Annotated in this window: 10 protein-coding genes; 5 read left to right on the top strand and 5 right to left on the bottom strand. The window is 68.7% G+C overall.

Annotated features, from left to right (window positions below):
- Window positions 1–28: 28 nt before the first annotated feature.
- The 3 genes from glgB to R9B84_RS19045 are packed head-to-tail and all read right to left on the bottom strand — an operon-like array spanning window position 29 to window position 9,020.
- Window positions 29–2,236: a 1,4-alpha-glucan branching protein GlgB gene (glgB, locus tag R9B84_RS19055; protein ID WP_423760908.1), complete on the bottom strand. Its 2,208-nt coding sequence runs from the start codon at window positions 2,234–2,236 to the stop codon at window positions 29–31.
- On the bottom strand, window positions 2,233–5,646 hold the full coding sequence (treS, locus tag R9B84_RS19050) for a maltose alpha-D-glucosyltransferase (RefSeq protein WP_423760991.1): 3,414 nt from the start codon (window positions 5,644–5,646) through the stop codon (window positions 2,233–2,235). The genes glgB and treS overlap by 4 nt, the downstream gene beginning before the upstream one ends.
- Window positions 5,646–9,020 (bottom strand): maltotransferase domain-containing protein, encoded by a 3,375-nt coding sequence (locus tag R9B84_RS19045; protein WP_423760907.1) that lies wholly within the window; start codon window positions 9,018–9,020, stop codon window positions 5,646–5,648. The genes treS and R9B84_RS19045 overlap by 1 nt, the downstream gene beginning before the upstream one ends.
- 292 nt (window positions 9,021–9,312) lie before the next feature.
- On the opposite strand from R9B84_RS19045, the gene R9B84_RS19040 reads away from it, so the two are divergent.
- On the top strand, window positions 9,313–9,555 hold the full coding sequence (locus R9B84_RS19040) for a DUF6566 family protein (protein ID WP_423760906.1): 243 nt from the start codon (window positions 9,313–9,315) through the stop codon (window positions 9,553–9,555).
- A gap of 158 nt (window positions 9,556–9,713) precedes the next feature.
- Here the strand turns inward: R9B84_RS19040 and R9B84_RS19035 are convergent, their stop codons facing one another.
- Window positions 9,714–10,388, bottom strand: coding sequence for an HAD family hydrolase (locus tag R9B84_RS19035; RefSeq protein WP_219139572.1), 675 nt, complete (start codon window positions 10,386–10,388; stop codon window positions 9,714–9,716).
- 207 nt (window positions 10,389–10,595) lie between these two features.
- Between R9B84_RS19035 and R9B84_RS19030 the strand changes: the two genes are divergently transcribed.
- Window positions 10,596–11,807, top strand: a complete 1,212-nt coding sequence (locus tag R9B84_RS19030) for a sugar transporter (RefSeq protein ID WP_423760905.1) — start codon at window positions 10,596–10,598, stop codon at window positions 11,805–11,807.
- 161 nt (window positions 11,808–11,968) lie between these two features.
- On the opposite strand, the gene R9B84_RS19025 is transcribed toward R9B84_RS19030, so the two are convergent.
- Entirely contained in the window at window positions 11,969–12,745 is a 777-nt protein-coding gene (locus R9B84_RS19025; RefSeq protein ID WP_423760904.1) for an SDR family NAD(P)-dependent oxidoreductase, read from the bottom strand.
- A 158-nt stretch (window positions 12,746–12,903) separates the two neighbouring features.
- On the opposite strand from R9B84_RS19025, the gene R9B84_RS19020 reads away from it, so the two are divergent.
- The 3 genes from R9B84_RS19020 (at window position 12,904) to R9B84_RS19010 (ending at window position 15,935) form a co-directional block, all read left to right on the top strand.
- Window positions 12,904–13,806, top strand: coding sequence for a LysR substrate-binding domain-containing protein (locus R9B84_RS19020; protein WP_423760903.1), 903 nt, complete (start codon window positions 12,904–12,906; stop codon window positions 13,804–13,806).
- Window positions 13,807–13,993: 187 nt separating this feature from the next.
- Window positions 13,994–14,431, top strand: coding sequence for a hypothetical protein (locus R9B84_RS19015; RefSeq protein WP_423760902.1), 438 nt, complete (start codon window positions 13,994–13,996; stop codon window positions 14,429–14,431).
- Between the two features lie 367 nt (window positions 14,432–14,798).
- On the top strand, window positions 14,799–15,935 hold the full coding sequence (locus R9B84_RS19010) for a muconate/chloromuconate family cycloisomerase (protein WP_423760901.1): 1,137 nt from the start codon (window positions 14,799–14,801) through the stop codon (window positions 15,933–15,935).
- Window positions 15,936–15,946: the final 11 nt, after the last annotated feature.

The raw sequence follows: 15,946 nt of genomic DNA, 5'->3' as shown, positions 1-15,946 counted from the left end.
CGAATCTCCGTGTCGAGGGCGCGGGAAATCAGGCAGGGCTCAGCCACAGCGTTGCAAGCGGCGGCAGACGCAGCGCCGCCGACCACGCCTCGCCGTGCGCGGGTACCGCTTCGGCCCACACGGCGCCGTCGTTGCCGGCATCGGTGCCGCCGTACGACGCGGCATCGGTGTTCATCAGTTCGCGCCACGGTCCCGGCGCGGGTAACCCGAGGCGGTAACCGGTGCGCGGCACCGGCGTGAAGTTGCAGACGGCGACCACCACGTGCCCCGCATCGTCGCGGCGCGCGAACGCGAACACGCTGTTGTCGCGATCGTCGCCGATCAGCCAGGCGAAGCCGGCCGCGTAGCAGTCGAGCGCGTGCAGTGCCGGTTCGGCCGCGTAGGTGCGGTTCAGGTCGCGCACGAGCCGCTGCACGCCGCGATGCGCGGGCGCGTCGAGCAGGTCCCAGTGCGGCTTCGCGTCGTGCGCGAACTCGGCCCATTGCGCGAATTCGTTGCCCATGAACAGCAGCTTCTTGCCGGGATGCGCCCACATGAAGCCGTAGTACGCGCGCAGCGTCGCGAGCCGCTGCCACGCGTCGCCAGGCATCTTCGCGACGAGCGAGCCCTTGCCGTGCACGACCTCGTCGTGCGACAGCGGCAGCACGAAGCGCTCGGAAAACGCGTAGATGAGCCCGAACGTCATCCGGTCGTGGTGATAGCGGCGGTGGATCGGGTCCTCGCGCAGATACGCGAGCGTGTCGTGCATCCACCCCATGTTCCACTTGAAGTCGAAGCCGAGCCCGCCGTTGCCGGTCGGCGCGGTGACGCCGGGCCACGCGGTCGACTCTTCCGCGACGGTGACGACGCCGGCCGGCGCGGCCGCACCGTGCAGCGTGTCGTTCAGCATGCGCAGGAACGCGACCGATTCGAGGTTTTCGCGCCCGCCGTGCACGTTCGGCACCCATTCGCCTTCGTTGCGCGAATAGTCGCGGTACAGCATCGATGCGACCGCGTCGACACGGATGCCGTCGACGTGATAGCGGCGCGCCCACGCGAGCGCCGACGCGACGAGGAACGCGCCGACCTCGGTACGGCCGACGTTAAACACACACGTGTGCCAGTCGGGATGCAGCCCTTCGCGCGGATCGGCATGCTCGTACAGCGCGGTGCCGTCGAGCTGCGCGAGGCCATGCGGATCGTCGGGGAAGTGCGCGGGCACCCAGTCGACGATCACGCCGATGCCGGCCGCATGCGCGCGGTCGACAAACCGCGCGAAGCCGTCGACCGGCCCGAAGCGCGCGGACGGCGCGAACTGCGCGAGCGGCTGGTAGCCCCACGAGCCGCCGAACGGGTATTCGGCGATCGGCATGAACTCGACGTGCGTGAAGCCCATCCCGTACACATACGGAATCAGCCGCTCGGCAAGCTCGTCCCACGTTGCGCTGCGGTCCATCTCCTCGGGCACGCGCTGCCACGACTCCGGATGCACCTCGTAGATCGACCACGGCATGCGGTAGCGGTCGGCATGCGGCCGCGCATGCATCCAGCCGTCGTCGCGCCACGCGAACGCGTCGAGCGCCGCGACATCGGCGACGACGGACGCCGTGCGCGGCGGCGCTTCCGTCGCGCGCGCGCACGGATCGGCCTTGTGCGGCAGCACGCGCCCGTCGGCCGCGCGCAGCTCGTACTTGTAGTGCTCGCCCGCGCCGATACCCGGCACGAACAGCTCCCACACGCCCGACGGCTGCCGCAGCCGCATCGGGTGGCGGCGGCCGTCCCATCCGTTGAAATCGCCGACCACCGACACGCGCTGCGCGTTCGGCGCCCACACCGCGAAGCGCACGCCGTCGGTGCCGTCGATGCGCGCGGGCGTCGCGCCCAGGCAGTCGAGCACGGCGGCCGGATCGCCGGACGAGAAGCGCGCGAGCGCCACGTCGTCGAGCAGCGTGCCGAACGCATACGCGTCGTCGGTCACCTGCCGCGCGTTCGGCCAGTCGATTGCAAGCAGGTAACGGGGAACCCCGCCGTTATGCGTGATCGTGCCGGCGAAGCAGCCGGCGCGGTCGACGCATGCGAGCGCACCGAGTTCGTCGCCATCCGGCGACAGCGCGCGCACGCGTTCGGCGCCGGGCAGCAGCGCGCGCACGACGATGCGGTCGGCCTGCCCGTGCGGGCCGAGACACGCGAACGGATCGGGATGGCGGCCGCCGAGCAGCGCGTCGATGTCGGCCTGTTCGAACAGCGTGTCGGTCATCGCGTGCCTCCGGGTTCGGGCGCGCTGCCGTCGTCGAGCAGGCGCTCGATCAGCGCCGCGAGCCCGCCGACCGGCACGCTCAGCCAGTCGGGCCGGTTCGCGGCCTCGTAGCACAGCTCGTACGATGCCTTGTCGATCAGGAACAGCGCGAGCAGGCGATCGGCATAACGCGGGTCGACGAAGCGCGCGGGCGCGAGCGCGGCGGCCGCGCGATAGCATTCGACGAAGCGGTCGGCGGCGGCCTGCCCGAAACGGTCGAACAGCGCGCGCTTGCGGTCGGCCGCCTGCGGCGGCGCTTTCTCGATTGCGAACTGCGCGATCGCACTCACATACGACAGCGAGCGCAGCAGGCCGGCCACGTCGCGCAGCGGATGCGATTTCGCGCGGCGCCGTTCGAGCGGGCGCGCCGGTTCGCCTTCGAAGTCGATCAGCAGCGCGTCGCCCTGCACGTCGAGCACCTGGCCGAGGTGGAAATCGCCGTGAATCCGCGTGCATTGCGCGTCGAGCGTGCGCGGCACGAGTTCCCCGAGTGCGCGCACGGCGGCGTCGCGCGACGCGAGCAGCGTGTCGGCCGATGCGCGCATCGCGGGATCGAGCGCATCGAGCCGCGTGTGCAGCACGTCGAGCGCGCGCTCGAACGACGCGATCGTATCCGCGCACCAGCCGTCGATGTGGTTGGGTGTCGCGCGTTCCGGCGCGAACGCGGGATCGTCGGACGGCTGTGCGAGCGCGACGTGCAACTGGCCGAGCCGCGTGCCGACGATGCCTGCGAACGCCGCATAGCCGAGCAGCGCGTCGGGTTCCTCGTCGTGTTCGGCCGCTTCGTCTACGTCGGCGGCCGGCAGCGCGAGCTCGTCGACCGCGCGCCGCAGGAAGTCGAACGAACGCGTCCACGCGTCGCCCTGGTTGTCGACGTAGCGCTGCAGGATCGCGACCGTGTGCGGCGTGCCGTCCGGATCGACGTGCACGACCTCGCCCGCGAGCGTCGCGGCGTTCGCGTAGCCGATGCGCGTCAGGTACCGGCTCATTTCAGCTTCCGGATGCACGCTGTGCGCGACCTTGCGCACGAGTTTCAGCACGATTGCGTCGCCGATCACGAGCGAGCTGTTGCTTTGCTCGGCCGCGAGCCAGCGCACTTCCGCATCGTCGCCGGGATCGAGCGCGGCGAGCGCATCTTCCGGCAGGAACGCGAGCCGGCCGCCGTCGGAGGTCGGCACCGTCGCGCCGTCGCGCAGCTTGCGCAGCATCCCGCGCGCGAACGCCGGCAGCGCGAACGCGTCGGTCAGGTAGCCGACCGTATGGCCGCGCCGCACGCGCGCCAGCGCAAGCTGAGCGAACAGCGGCTGCGAGGTTTCGCCGCCCCACGCGGCCGCCAGCGGCACGACGTAGCGTTCGGTGTCACCGCCGCGCGCGGACGTGACCCATGCCTCCGCATACTGGAACGGCTCGCCCGGCACCGGCGTGACGACGTTCAGCCGCGCGTCGCCGATCGCGCGATCCTTCGATGCGAACCAACGCCGCCGCGCGAGCCACGACGGCAGCGCATCGTGCGCGAGCGTGTGCAGTTGTTCGAGGTCCGGCCGCGTGTCGCCGCGCCGCATCACGAGCGTCACGTATTCGGGCAGCGGCTCCGCATGCGGGTGCCGCCACGACGGCTCGCGGCCGTGTTCGGCCAGCATGAACCACAGGAACCCGTACGGCGGAAAGGTGAGGAGATACGGGAGCTGGCCGATCGGCGGGAACGGCGAATCCGACGTCATCTCGATCGGCACGCGGCCCGCGAATTCCGACAGGTCGAGCTCGACGGCCTGCGATGCGCGCGACAGGTTCGCGACGCACAGCACCGGATCGTCGCCGTTCAGCTCGCGCAGGTACGCGAGCACCTTGCGGTTTTCCGGGCGCAGGAAACGGATTGTGCCGCGCCCGAACGCCTGGGACGCACGGCGCGTCGACAGGATGCGGCGCGTCCAGTTCAGCAGCGAATGCGGGTCGCGCGTCTGCGCCTCGACGTTGATCGCGTCATAACCGTACAGCGAGCCCATCACCGGCGGCAGCACGAGCAGTTCGGGGTCGGCGCGCGAGAAGCCGCCGTTGCGGTCCGACGACCACTGCATCGGCGTGCGCACGCCGTCGCGGTCGCCGAGGTGGATGTTGTCGCCCATTCCGATCTCGTCGCCGTAATAGATCACGGGCGTGCCGGGCATCGACAGCAGCAGCGAATTGATCAGCTCGATGCGGCGCCGGTCGCGCTCCATCAGCGGCGCGAGCCGGCGCCGGATGCCGAGGTTCAGCCGCGCGCGCCGGTCGCTCGCATAGGTCTGCCACAGCAGGTCGCGCTCCGAATCGGTCACCATCTCGAGCGTCAGCTCGTCGTGGTTGCGCAGGAACACGGCCCACTGGTTGCTCGGCGCGAGCGCCGGCGTCTGCCGCATGATGTCGACGATCGGGAAGCGGTCCTCGCTCGCGATCGACATGTAGATGCGCGGCATCAGCGGGAAGTGGAACGCCATGTGGCATTCGTTCTCGTCGCCGAAATATTCCTGTACGTCTTCCGGCCACTGGTTGGCTTCCGCGAGCAGCATCCGGTTCGGGTACTCGGCGTCGATCGTCGCGCGGATCCGTTTCAGGATCGCGTGCGTTTCCGGCAGGTTCTCGTTGTTCGTGCCTTCGCGCTCGACGAGATAGGGCACCGCATCGAGCCGCAGCCCGTCGATGCCGAGATCGAGCCAGAAGCGCATCACCTGGATCACCTCGCGCACGACGGCCGGGTTGTCGAAGTTCAGGTCCGGCTGGTGCGAATAGAAGCGGTGCCAGTAGAACTGGCCGGCGACCGGGTCGTGCGTCCAGTTCGACGTTTCCGTATCGAGGAAGATGATCCGCGTGCCCGCGTATTTCGTGTCGGTGTCGGACCACACGTAGTAGTCGCGATGCATCGAGCCCGGTTTCGCGCGCCGCGCGCGCTGGAACCACGGATGCTGGTCCGACGTGTGGTTGATCACGAGTTCGGCGATCACGCGGATCCCGCGCGCATGCGCTTCGCGGATGAAGCGCCGCACGTCGGCGAGCGTGCCGTAGTCGGGATGCACGTCGCGATAGTCGGCGATGTCGTAGCCGTCGTCGCGGCGCGGCGACGGGTAGAACGGCAGCAGCCAAATCGTGTCGACGCCGAGTTCGGCGATGTAGTCGAGCTTCGCGATCAGGCCGGGGAAATCGCCGATGCCGTCGTTGTTCGAGTCGTAGAACGACTTCACGTGCACCTGGTAGATGATCGCGTCCTTGTACCACAGCGGATCGTCCGCACAGAGCGCGGGTGCGCGGCGGCGCGCGCGGCGCCGGCGCGGCGTGCCGGCCGGCGCGAGCGACGGGAACTGCGCGCGGCGCACGTCGTCGAGGGAATCTTCGCGTTTCATCATCCATGGGCTCCCGAAGGTCGTCGGGCGTCGTCGGGCCCGGGTGCGGCCGCCCGCGCGGCACCCGGAGACGGCGCGAGCCGCCAGATCGCATACGGCCGCACGTGCGGATCGAGCGACACGTACTGGCGATGGCCGTGCCACGGTTCCGCGTGCGCGGCATCCAGTTCGAGCGCGTCGAGCGGTTCGCCGTCGGCGAGCCCGAAGCCGCGCCACAGCGCGGCGTCGAGCGTGAAGTTCGCCGCCTGCGGTTGCCACGGGTCGAGGCTGATCGCGACGACGACGACACTGTCGAACGCCGGCGTCGCCTTGACGAACACGAGCACGGCGTCGTTGTCCGCGTCGGCGAACGTGATGCCGAGGTGCGTCTGCAGCGCCGGGTGATCGCGCCGTGCGCGGTTCAGGCGCGCGACTTCGGCGCCGATGTGTGCGGCGCGGCTCCAGTCGCGCGCGCGCAGCTCGTACTTCTCGGCGTTCGCGTATTCCTCGCTGTCCGGCAGCGGCGCCGATTCGCCGAGCTCGAAACCCGAGTACATGCCCCATGAACCGGCCAGCGTCGCCGCGAGCGCCGCGCGGATCACGAACTGCGTGGGCGGTGCGTTCTGCAGGTGGCGCGGGTTGATGTCGGGCGTGTTGACGAAGAAGTTCGGCCGGAAGAAGTCGCGCGCGGGCCCGGTCGCCAGCTCGGTCAGGTAGTCGATGAACTCGCGCTTCGTGTCGCGCCAGGTGAAGTACGTGTACGACTGCGAGAAGCCGACCTTCGCGAGCCGGTACATCATCGCCGGCCGCGTGAACGCTTCGGACAGGAACACGACATCCGGATGCCGGCCGCGCACGTCGTCGATCATCCACGCCCAGAACGGCAGCGGCTTCGTGTGCGGATTGTCGACGCGGAAGATCCGCACGCCCGCGTCGACCCAGAACTGCACGGCGTCGCGCAGCGCGAGCCAGAGCCCGGGCAGTGCGTCCGGCGCGTAGAAATCGGGGTTCACGATGTCCTGATAGCGCTTCGGCGGATTCTCCGCGAAGCGCAGCGAGCCGTCGGGCCGCCACGCGAACCAGCCCGGATGCGCGGCGAGCCACGGGTGGTCCGGCGAGCACTGGATCGCGAAATCCAGCGCGATCTCGAGTCCGTGAACGCGCGCGGCATCGATCAGTGCGCGGAACGATTCGAGCGTGCCGAGCTGCGGATGCACGGCCGTGTGGCCGCCGTCCGGCGAGCCGATCGCGTACGGGCTGCCGACGTCGTCGGGGCCGGCTTTGAGGCTGTTGTTGCGGCCTTTGCGCGCGGCGGTGCCGATCGGGTGGATCGGCGGGAAATACAGCACGTCGAAACCCATGTCGCGGATGCGCGGCAGTTGCGCGATCACGTCGTCGAACGTGCCGTGCCGATGCGGATCGTCGCTCGCCGAGCGCGGGAACATCTCGTACCAGCTCGAGAAGCGCGCCGCGCGGCGCTCGACGTCGACCCGATAGGTGGTTTCGTCGTGCGTGACGAACGGGCGATAGCGCAGCGCGGCGAACGCGTCGGCCAGCGGCGGCGCAGCGAGCAGCGCGAGCCGCTCGGCGGCCGGCGCGTCCCTGAACTCGGCGACGAGGCGTTCCATGTGCGGGACCGCGCGCGCATCGGCCGGATCGGCGAGCTTGAGCGCGGTCGCGAGCAGCAGCTGGGCTTCGCGCAGTTCGAGCGTCACGTCCTGGCCGGCTGCGTGTTTCTTGGCGATGTCGTCGGCGAGCGACGCCCACTCGTCGCGCCAGGCGATCGCGCGAAATGCGTGGCGGCCGAGCCGGTCGAGCGTGAGGCACGCGTGCCAGCGGTCGTTCGGCTCGGCTTCGAACGGCACTTCGCGCCAGTCGTCGTCGTCTTCCGCGCGCCACTGGAGCGCGGCCGCGAGATGCGCGTGCCCGTCGGTGAAGATCGATGCATGCACGACGAGCGGTTCGCCGATCACGCGCTTGACCGCGAAGCGGCCGCCGTCGACCGACGGCTCGACGCGCTCGATCGCGATCCGGTCGGCCACGAGGGCGGCCGACAGCATCGCGCGTTCGTGCTCGGCGTCGGGGTGCGTCGTGACGGGCGGCGCGCGCCGTGCATGCAGCAGCGCGTGCGCGCCGGGCTCGAGCGCGAAGGCTTCGAGCACGGCAGGCGGGTGGGTTGGCGCGCCACCCTGCGTCACGACGCGCGTGAAACCGCCCGGCACGCCGGGCAGGATCGTGGCGGGGTCGACCGTTACCGCGGTGTCGAGGTCGGGATTCAGCGCGATCAGCAATGCCGCGTCGTCATGTTCGAGCGACGGCCCCGTGCCGCGCAGCAGCACCGTCGCGGTTGCGCCGGGCGCACTCAACTGCGCGATTTCGCCGCGCGCGGCCGCCGCGGGCGTCGCGCGACGCCACGCGTTCGCGTCGGCGATCGCGCCCGACAGGTCGAAGCGCGCGCGCTCGAACGCGGTACGGTAGCGATCGGCACCCGCGTCGCGCGACATCAGCGGCAGCGCGACGCCGCGCTCGAAGCCCATCGGCGCGAGCCAGCCGGTGCCGACGGCCGCGGCCGTCCACAGTGCGCGGCGATACGCGCGTGCGACGGTGTCGTCCTGTGCGTCGGGCCAGTCGTCGGCGAGGCGCGGGCCGTCGAGCGCATCGGGAAACGCGATCGGCGAGCCGATGCGCCGCAGCAGCCGGTGTTCGTCGGCGAACCACGGTGCGCGCAGGTCCCACCAGCGCACCGATGAAAACACCGCGTCGAACCCGGCCGCTTCGAGCTGCGCGAGCGCGTCGCGTGCATGGCCGGGCACGCCGGCGAGCACCGCGACGTCCGGGCGCGTACGGCGTAGCGCCGCGCGCCAGCCGGGCCACCAGTCGGCCGGCAGATGATGCGGCGCGTCGACCAGGAAGCCGGCCGCGCCCGCGTCCGCAAAGGCGGCGAGGTGCGCGCACCACCACGCCGACAGCGCGTCGCGCGCCGCGTCGTCGCCGAGGTTCGCGTGCGCGGTGCCGCGCGGGTCGATCAGCGCATCGTCGTGCGTGCGCTCGACGTACCAGTCCGGATGCGCGGCGCGCAGCGGGTTCTCGCGCGCGATGCGGTCCGGCACGACTTCGAGCAGCATGCGCAGTCCGTGGCTTTTTGCGAGTTGCGCGAGCCGCGAGAAGGTTTCGAGTGCGCTTGCGCCGGTCGCGAACGTCTGGGCCGGGTGATGGAAGTCGGCCACGTGGCGTGGGAAACCGGCGACGCTCGCGGCCCAGAATCCGCCGACCAGCACGTGATCGAAACCCATTCCGGCGATATGCGCGAAGGGCTGCCCCCACGCGTCGAGCGGCCCGACGAGGCGGGCGTCGCAAAAATAGATGTGCGGAGCGAAGGTCGGCGTGGAGTCCATGGCTTGGCGCGGGCGGGCGGCGGCGGTCGATAACGTCGCGTTGCCGCAACGCATGTGCCTGCTGCGCGGCGTGCCGTGCGGCAGGGCGCGCGCGGGAAACCGGTGGTCGGGGCTGTCGTTTTTACATGATTGAGACGCGGTCGCTGAAACGTACGCCGCGCGGCATCGAACGGCTCGACGTGCACGCGGCCGGTGCCGGCCGGCACCGGGAACGCAACGTGCGCAAGGGCCCGCCGCGGCGCGCGGCGTGCATGTGTTGCATCGTCACCGCCGACAGGCAAAGGAGGCCACCGTGCAACATCAACAGGACGCACAGATTCTCGACCCGTATCGCGGCCACGAGATCCGCGTGTGGGCGCGGCGCAACGACAGCGGCGCGTGGCGCGACGAGGTGCAGGTGTATGTCGGCGGCGCGCGCATCGAGCTGGCCGCGCCGGCGGCCCCCGGCCCCGAATGGCTGACCGAGAACGAAGCGCTGCGCGCGGGCGTCGAGCGCGGGCGTTATCTGATCGACAAGCGCATCGACGACGACTGACCGGCGTCGCGCTCGCGCGCCGGTGCTGTGTGTCGCGACAGCCTGACGCCTGCCGGCCTCGGGCCGGGGACCGTTGCGCGTGACGCGCATCGGTCATTCATGGCTGCCGCCGCGACTGCGATCGCGGCGTGTCGCCCTGCGGCGGGAATCCGGACGATTCAGGGCCGCGCGGCAATTTCATCGAGATGCCACAGCAGATCCGCCGGATCGTCGTACACGCGCAGCGCGCCTGCGCGTTCCAGTTCGTCGCTGCCGTATCCGCCCGACAGCAGCCCGACGCCGAGCGCGCGGCAGCGGCTGGCGGCGAGCATGTCCCAGATGCTGTCGCCGACGACCACCGTGTGTTCGATCGGCACGTTCAGTTGCGCGGCCGCGGTCAGGAACAGGTCGGGGTCCGGCTTCGCGTACTTGACCTGGTCGCGCGTGACGACGACCTGCTTCGCCGGATCGACGCCGAGCGCTTCGAGATTGATGGCGGCGGTTTCCATCCGCCCGCTGGTGGCGATCGCCCAGCGGATGCCCGCGCTCGACAGCGCGGCCAGCAGCTCGCGCGCACCCGGCAGCGGACGAACCTGCGCGCGCAGCCGCTGGTACGCGGCCGCATGCAGCCGCGCGAGCCGTTCGACGCGCTCGGCGTCGATGTCGCCCGCCGTCTCGCGCAGCAGCTGATTCAGGAACAGGCCGCCGCTCATCCCGATCTTGCGATGGATGCGCCATACCGACAGTTCGATGCCCTCGGCATCGAGCGCTTCCTTCCACGCGAGCACGTGCTGATAGACGCTGTCGACGAGCGTGCCGTCGAGATCGAACAGAAAAGACGTTTCAATGCGCATGTGAATCTCCTGGCTCGATAGGGTTCGAGCGAATCGCCGGTGAAAATCCTGTCGACACATTATCGGCGCACGGCCATGTCATGGCGATGTCCCGTGGCCGCAACGTGCCGTGAAGCGTCAAGCGCCGCTGGTACAATCGCGGCGATCCGCCGGGCCGGGCTTTCCGCGCCGGGCGCGCCCCCAACCCTCGTCTCGTCGATTCCAGGTATGGCAACACCGGATGCCGTCGGTTCCCAGCATGCGTGGTGGGGCGTATGGGCCCTCGCACTCACCGCCTTCATCTTCAATACCACCGAATTCGTGCCCGTTGCGCTGCTCAGCGCGATCGGCGACAGCCTGCACATGCAGCCGACCGACGTCGGCCTGATGCTGACGATCTACGCGTGGGCCGTTGCCGTCGTGTCGCTGCCGCTGACGCTGGTCACGCGTCATGTCGAGCGCCGCAGGCTGCTGGTCTGGGCGCTGATGGTGTTCATCGTCAGCCACATCGTGACCGGTGTCGCGTGGAATTTCGCGGTGCTGATGGTCGGCCGGCTGGGCATTGCGTGTGCGCACGCGGTGTTCTGGTCGATTTCCGTCCCGCTGGCGGTGCGGCTCGCGCCGAGCGACCGCAAAAGCCGCGCGCTGAGCATGCTGGCGATGGGCACGTCGATCGCGATGGTCGCCGGCATTCCGCTCGGGCGCGTGATCGGCGAGGCGTTCGGCTGGCGCGTCACGTTCCTGATCATCGCGGGCGCGGCGGGCCTTGCGTTGTTGCTGCTGCGCGCGACGTTACCCGAGCTCCCGAGCCAGGGCGCCGGCTCCGTCAGCAGCATCGGCGTCTTTCTGCGCAAGCCGGCGCTGGTGGCGCTGTACGCGATCACCGTGCTCGTCGTGTCCGCGCACTTCACGTCGTACACGTACATCGAACCCTTCGTCCAGAGCGTGAACCACGCGAGCAACAGCCGGATCACGTACGTGCTGATCCTGTTCGGCATCGCCGGCATGCCGGCCGCGATCTGCTTCAACCGCATCTATCCGCACCGGCCCGACACGTTCCTGCTGGCGTCGATCGTCGCGTTGTCGGGCTGCCTGCTGATCCTGTTCCCGTGCGCGCTGAACATCGTCACGCTGTCCGTGCATACGCTGGTCTGGGGCGGGGCGATCGTCTGTTTCGGCCTCGCGATGCAGGCATGGGTGCTGAAGCTGGCGCCGGAGGGGACCGACCTGGCCGTGTCGATCTTCTCGGGCCTGTACAACGTCGGCATCGGCGCCGGCGCGCTGCTCGGCAACCATATCGCGGGAGACTTCGGGCTGCCGTGGGTCGGCACCTTCGGCGGCGTGGTCGGCGCGCTCGCGGTCGGGATTGCGTGGCTCGCGTTGCGCCTGCACGCGAAACGGGCGGTGGCGGAGCCGACAGCGGCCACCGGCGTGCAGTGAAGGCGGCAGCGACCCGATGCATTCACTGCCCGGATGAACCGGGATACGCGAACCGACAGCGCACAGTCGGTTCGTGCTGCCAGTCCTCGCTGTCATGTCGCGCTGTCAGTTCCGTTACGCAACGATGAGTGGCCACAGCATTTCAGGTCGCGCTTCAGGTGTCATGCAATCGAGTAGCCGCCGTCGGCCACGAGCGCGTGCCCCGACACATAGCTGGAATCGTCCGATGCGAGGAACGCGACGATCGTCGCCATCTCCTCAGCGGACCCCCACCGTCCTGCCGGTGTCGCTGCGGCAAAGCCCTGCCGTGCATCGTCCGACGGCCAGATGCCGCGATGATGGAACGGCGTTTCGATCAGCCCGGGGCACAGTGCGTTGACGCGCACGCCTCGTTTGAACCACTCGATCGAAGCGGTTTTCGTCATCCCGATCACCGCGTGCTTGCTCGCGATATAGACCGACGCATTCTCGAAGCCGATCAGCCCGCCCATCGACGCGTTGTTGATGATGCTGCCCGAACCCTGGCGCAGCATGATTTCGGCCGCGTACTTCATCGAGTTGAACACGCCGCGCACATTCGGTTCGAACACCATGTCGAATCGTTCGGCATCCTGCTCGAGCAGTGGCGCGAACATGCCTTCCGTGCCGGCATTGTTGAACGCGATATCGAGGCGTCCGTAGGTCGATACCGTGAAGTCGAAGAGCTTGCGGAGATCGTCCTCGCTCGCGACGTCCGCGACAAATGCGTTGGCTTCGCCGCCGGCGGTCGTGATTTCGTCGACCAGTCGATCGAGTTCGGTCTTGCGCCGCGCGGAAACGACGACCTTCGCGCCGCGACGGGCGAGTTCGATCGCAGATGCGCGGCCAATGCCGGAACTGGCACCCGTCACCAGTGCGATGCGGCTCTCGAGTTGAGCCGGATGTGAGCTTGCGTTCATGATGAGATGCTCCAGAGTGGTTGACCATCCACGTCAAAACGACGTCTGAAGCTCATTGTGGTCGTTCGGCGGTCGCAAAAAAATGGAACAATGGCGCATTCAGAATTCCTGTCGCAGGAATTAAAATCGCTTCTTCGCGAGCGTCAAAGGGGTTCCTCATGCTCAACCGGCTCGACATCCTGAAGATCTTTTCGGCGGCGGCCGCGGCGCCCACGTTCCGCGAGGCGGCGGCGCGTCTCGGTGTGTCGCCGCAGGTCGTCACGCGCGCGGTGCGCGAACTCGAAGAGATGCTGGGCGAAACCCTTTTCCACCGGACGACCCGGAGTATCCGGATTACGGCCTTCGGGCAGTCGTTTGCGCTTGAAGCGCAGGCGGCGCTTTCTGCCGTCGACGGGCTGTTCGGGGCCGCGAACGGTCAGGTCGACGAACCGGTCGGCGTCGTCAGGATCACGGCCCCGTCAGGCATGGGGCGTCATTACGTCCAGCCGGTCCTGACCGATCTCGTGCAGCGGTATCCGGGTCTCGTGCCGGATCTGAGGCTGTCGGATGTGCCTTCGCCGGTGGTCGACGAACAGATCGACATCGGCGTGCGGGTCGGGGCGATCGGAGACAACCGCTTTGTCGCGCGAATGGTCGGGCCGTTGCCGATGTGGGTCGTTGGCGCACCGTCGCTGATCAAGCGGCTGGGTGAGCCGAAAAACCTCAAGGCACTCGAATCGATGCCGGTGACGTGCCTGATCGACCGCGCGAGTGGCCGGGCGTGGCCGTGGATTTTTCGCGGGGAGCAACAATTCAAGCCGGTATCGCCGGCCTATCTGACGGACGATGCCGAGGCGGAGATCGAGGCCGTGTGTGCGGGGTTGGGATTCGGCCAGTGCTCGGAGTATCTCGTCCGGCCGACCATCAAGAAGGGGCGCCTGGTGCGGTTGCTGCCGAGCCTCGAACCCGAACCGTGGAAGTTGCACGTTTATCGGCCGCGGCGTGGCCCGATGCCCCGTCGCATCCGGGTGGTGTACGACGAACTGGTGGCGAAGCTGGCGCAGGCAACGTGGCGAGGATAGTCGGTGCCGCCGGGTTGAGTCGGCGCACCGGCCTGCCGGTAAAGGCGGTCGCGTGATGCTCCGGATGCGGACCTGACGAGCTCCGTCGCCACACGTCGGCGGACACGTGGAAAGCCGACATATTGCGGCATCATCATGGGAGAGACGCACCGACGCCCGGTGCCCAACGATCGACTGGAGACCCTGCATGCCGATACCCCGGATTGAAACGCGCGACGCCATGGGCGATCCCGATGTCGTCTATGTGAACCCGGATCACGTGCTCTGGATGTCGCAGCCGACCGCCGCGCACCGGCGGCCGGACAGCATGGCCATCCGCGTGGACGATCGCGTCAAGGGCGGCAGTTTGCTGATCGCCGACCTTCCGCCGGTCGCTCAACTTCTGCAGGACCTCGGCCCGTTCGTGACGGTGACGCTGGCGAACCCGTCGTCCGACTATCCGGACGGTCTCGTGCATATTCGTGCGCATGCGATCGTCAAGATCGCGACGGACGAGCACGACAAGCCGCTGGCCGACCGGACGCTGGGCTGGGTCCATGTCCAGGACGGCTCGGCTTTCAAGGTCAGGGATTACGCCGGCGTGGCCGTGCAATGGCAAGCGTCGGTCGCAGCGGCTGGCCGCTGACCGGCCATTCACGTATGCCGGATGAAGCGGCGGCCCGTCGTGCCGCTGCCGTCCGGCTCGCTTTCCCCTCAGGAAAACCCTGGGTTTTCCGCGACGACCGCTGATTTCCGCGGTCGCTACCTGTCTGCAAGCGGCCGCAGCGCAACGCGCGAACCGCCGTATCCCGCACCCGTTCTCATCCCGCTCCAGCAAGGCGCCGTGCACCGATAATCAACCAAAACAGGTATGGTGCGCCGCAGTGATTCGCGTATATCTTCGAATTTCAATACCTGTCAGGTATGAAAATCCGAGGCCAAAAGTATTGGACGGTGCATTTGCCCGGCGCGTATAAATCCGTCCCATGAACTCCCCACAAGCAGCGTGCCCCATGTCCTCCGCCACCGTCGAACGCATCGAAACCCGCCTCGTCGACCTGCCGACGATCCGCCCGCACAAGCTGTCGGTCGCGACGATGCACGGCCAGACGCTGATGCTCGTGCAGGTGTTCTGCAGCGACGGCGTGACGGGCATCGGCGAGGGCACCACGATCGCCGGCATGGCCTACGGCCCGGAAAGCCCCGAGGCGATGAAACTCGCGATCGACACGTACCTCGCACCGGCGATCGTCGGCAAGGACGCGACGCGCATCCAGACGCTGATGGCATTCGTCGGCAAGCTCGCGCAGGTCAACCACTTCGCGAAGAGCGCGCTCGAAACCGCGCTGCTCGACGCGCACGGCAAGCGGCTCGGCGTGCCGGTCAGCGAACTGCTCGGCGGCCGCCGCCGCGACCGCCTGCCGGTCGCATGGACGCTCGCTTCCGGCGACACGGCCACCGACATCGCCGAAGCCGAGCGAATGCTCGACCTGCGCCGCCACAACGTGTTCAAGCTGAAGATCGGCGCGAAGTCGCCCGAGGCGGATATCCGGCACGTGGCCGAGATCAAAAAGGCCGTCGGCGATCGCGCGTCGGTGCGCGTCGACGTGAACATGGCATGGAGCGAAACGCAGGCCGTGCGCGCGATTCCGGCGCTGGCCGATGCCGGCTGCGAACTGGTCGAGCAGCCGGTCGCGTCGGCCGCGGCACTCGCGCGCCTGATGCGTCGCTTTCCGGTTGCGCTGATGGCCGACGAAATCCTGCAGGGCCCCGACAGCGCGTTCGACATCGCGAAGCATCACGGCGCGGACGTGTTCGCGATCAAGATCGAACAGAGCGGCGGGCTCTTCGCGGCACAACGCGTGGCCGCGATCGCGGACGCGGCTGGCATCGAGCTGTACGGCGGCACGATGCTCGAAGGCGCGTTCAGCACGATTGCCTCCGCGCACCTGTTCGCGAGTTTCGCGAACCTGCAGTGGGGCACCGAACTGTTCGGGCCGCTGCTGATCACCGAAGAGATCCTGACGCAGCCGCTGGATTACAGCGATTTCGAACTGACCGTGCCGGACGGCCCCGGTCTCGGCATCGAACTCGACGAGGACAAGGTCAGGCGATTCACCCGCGACGGGCTGACGAAAGTCGCGCGGTAACCCGAGTCACG

Source organism: Burkholderia sp. NLJ2 (genome assembly GCF_049487195.1).
Taxonomy (GTDB): domain Bacteria; phylum Pseudomonadota; class Gammaproteobacteria; order Burkholderiales; family Burkholderiaceae; genus Burkholderia; species Burkholderia pyrrocinia.
Note: the sequence above shows the minus strand (reverse complement) of the source record. Positions and strands in the feature narration are given on the sequence as shown.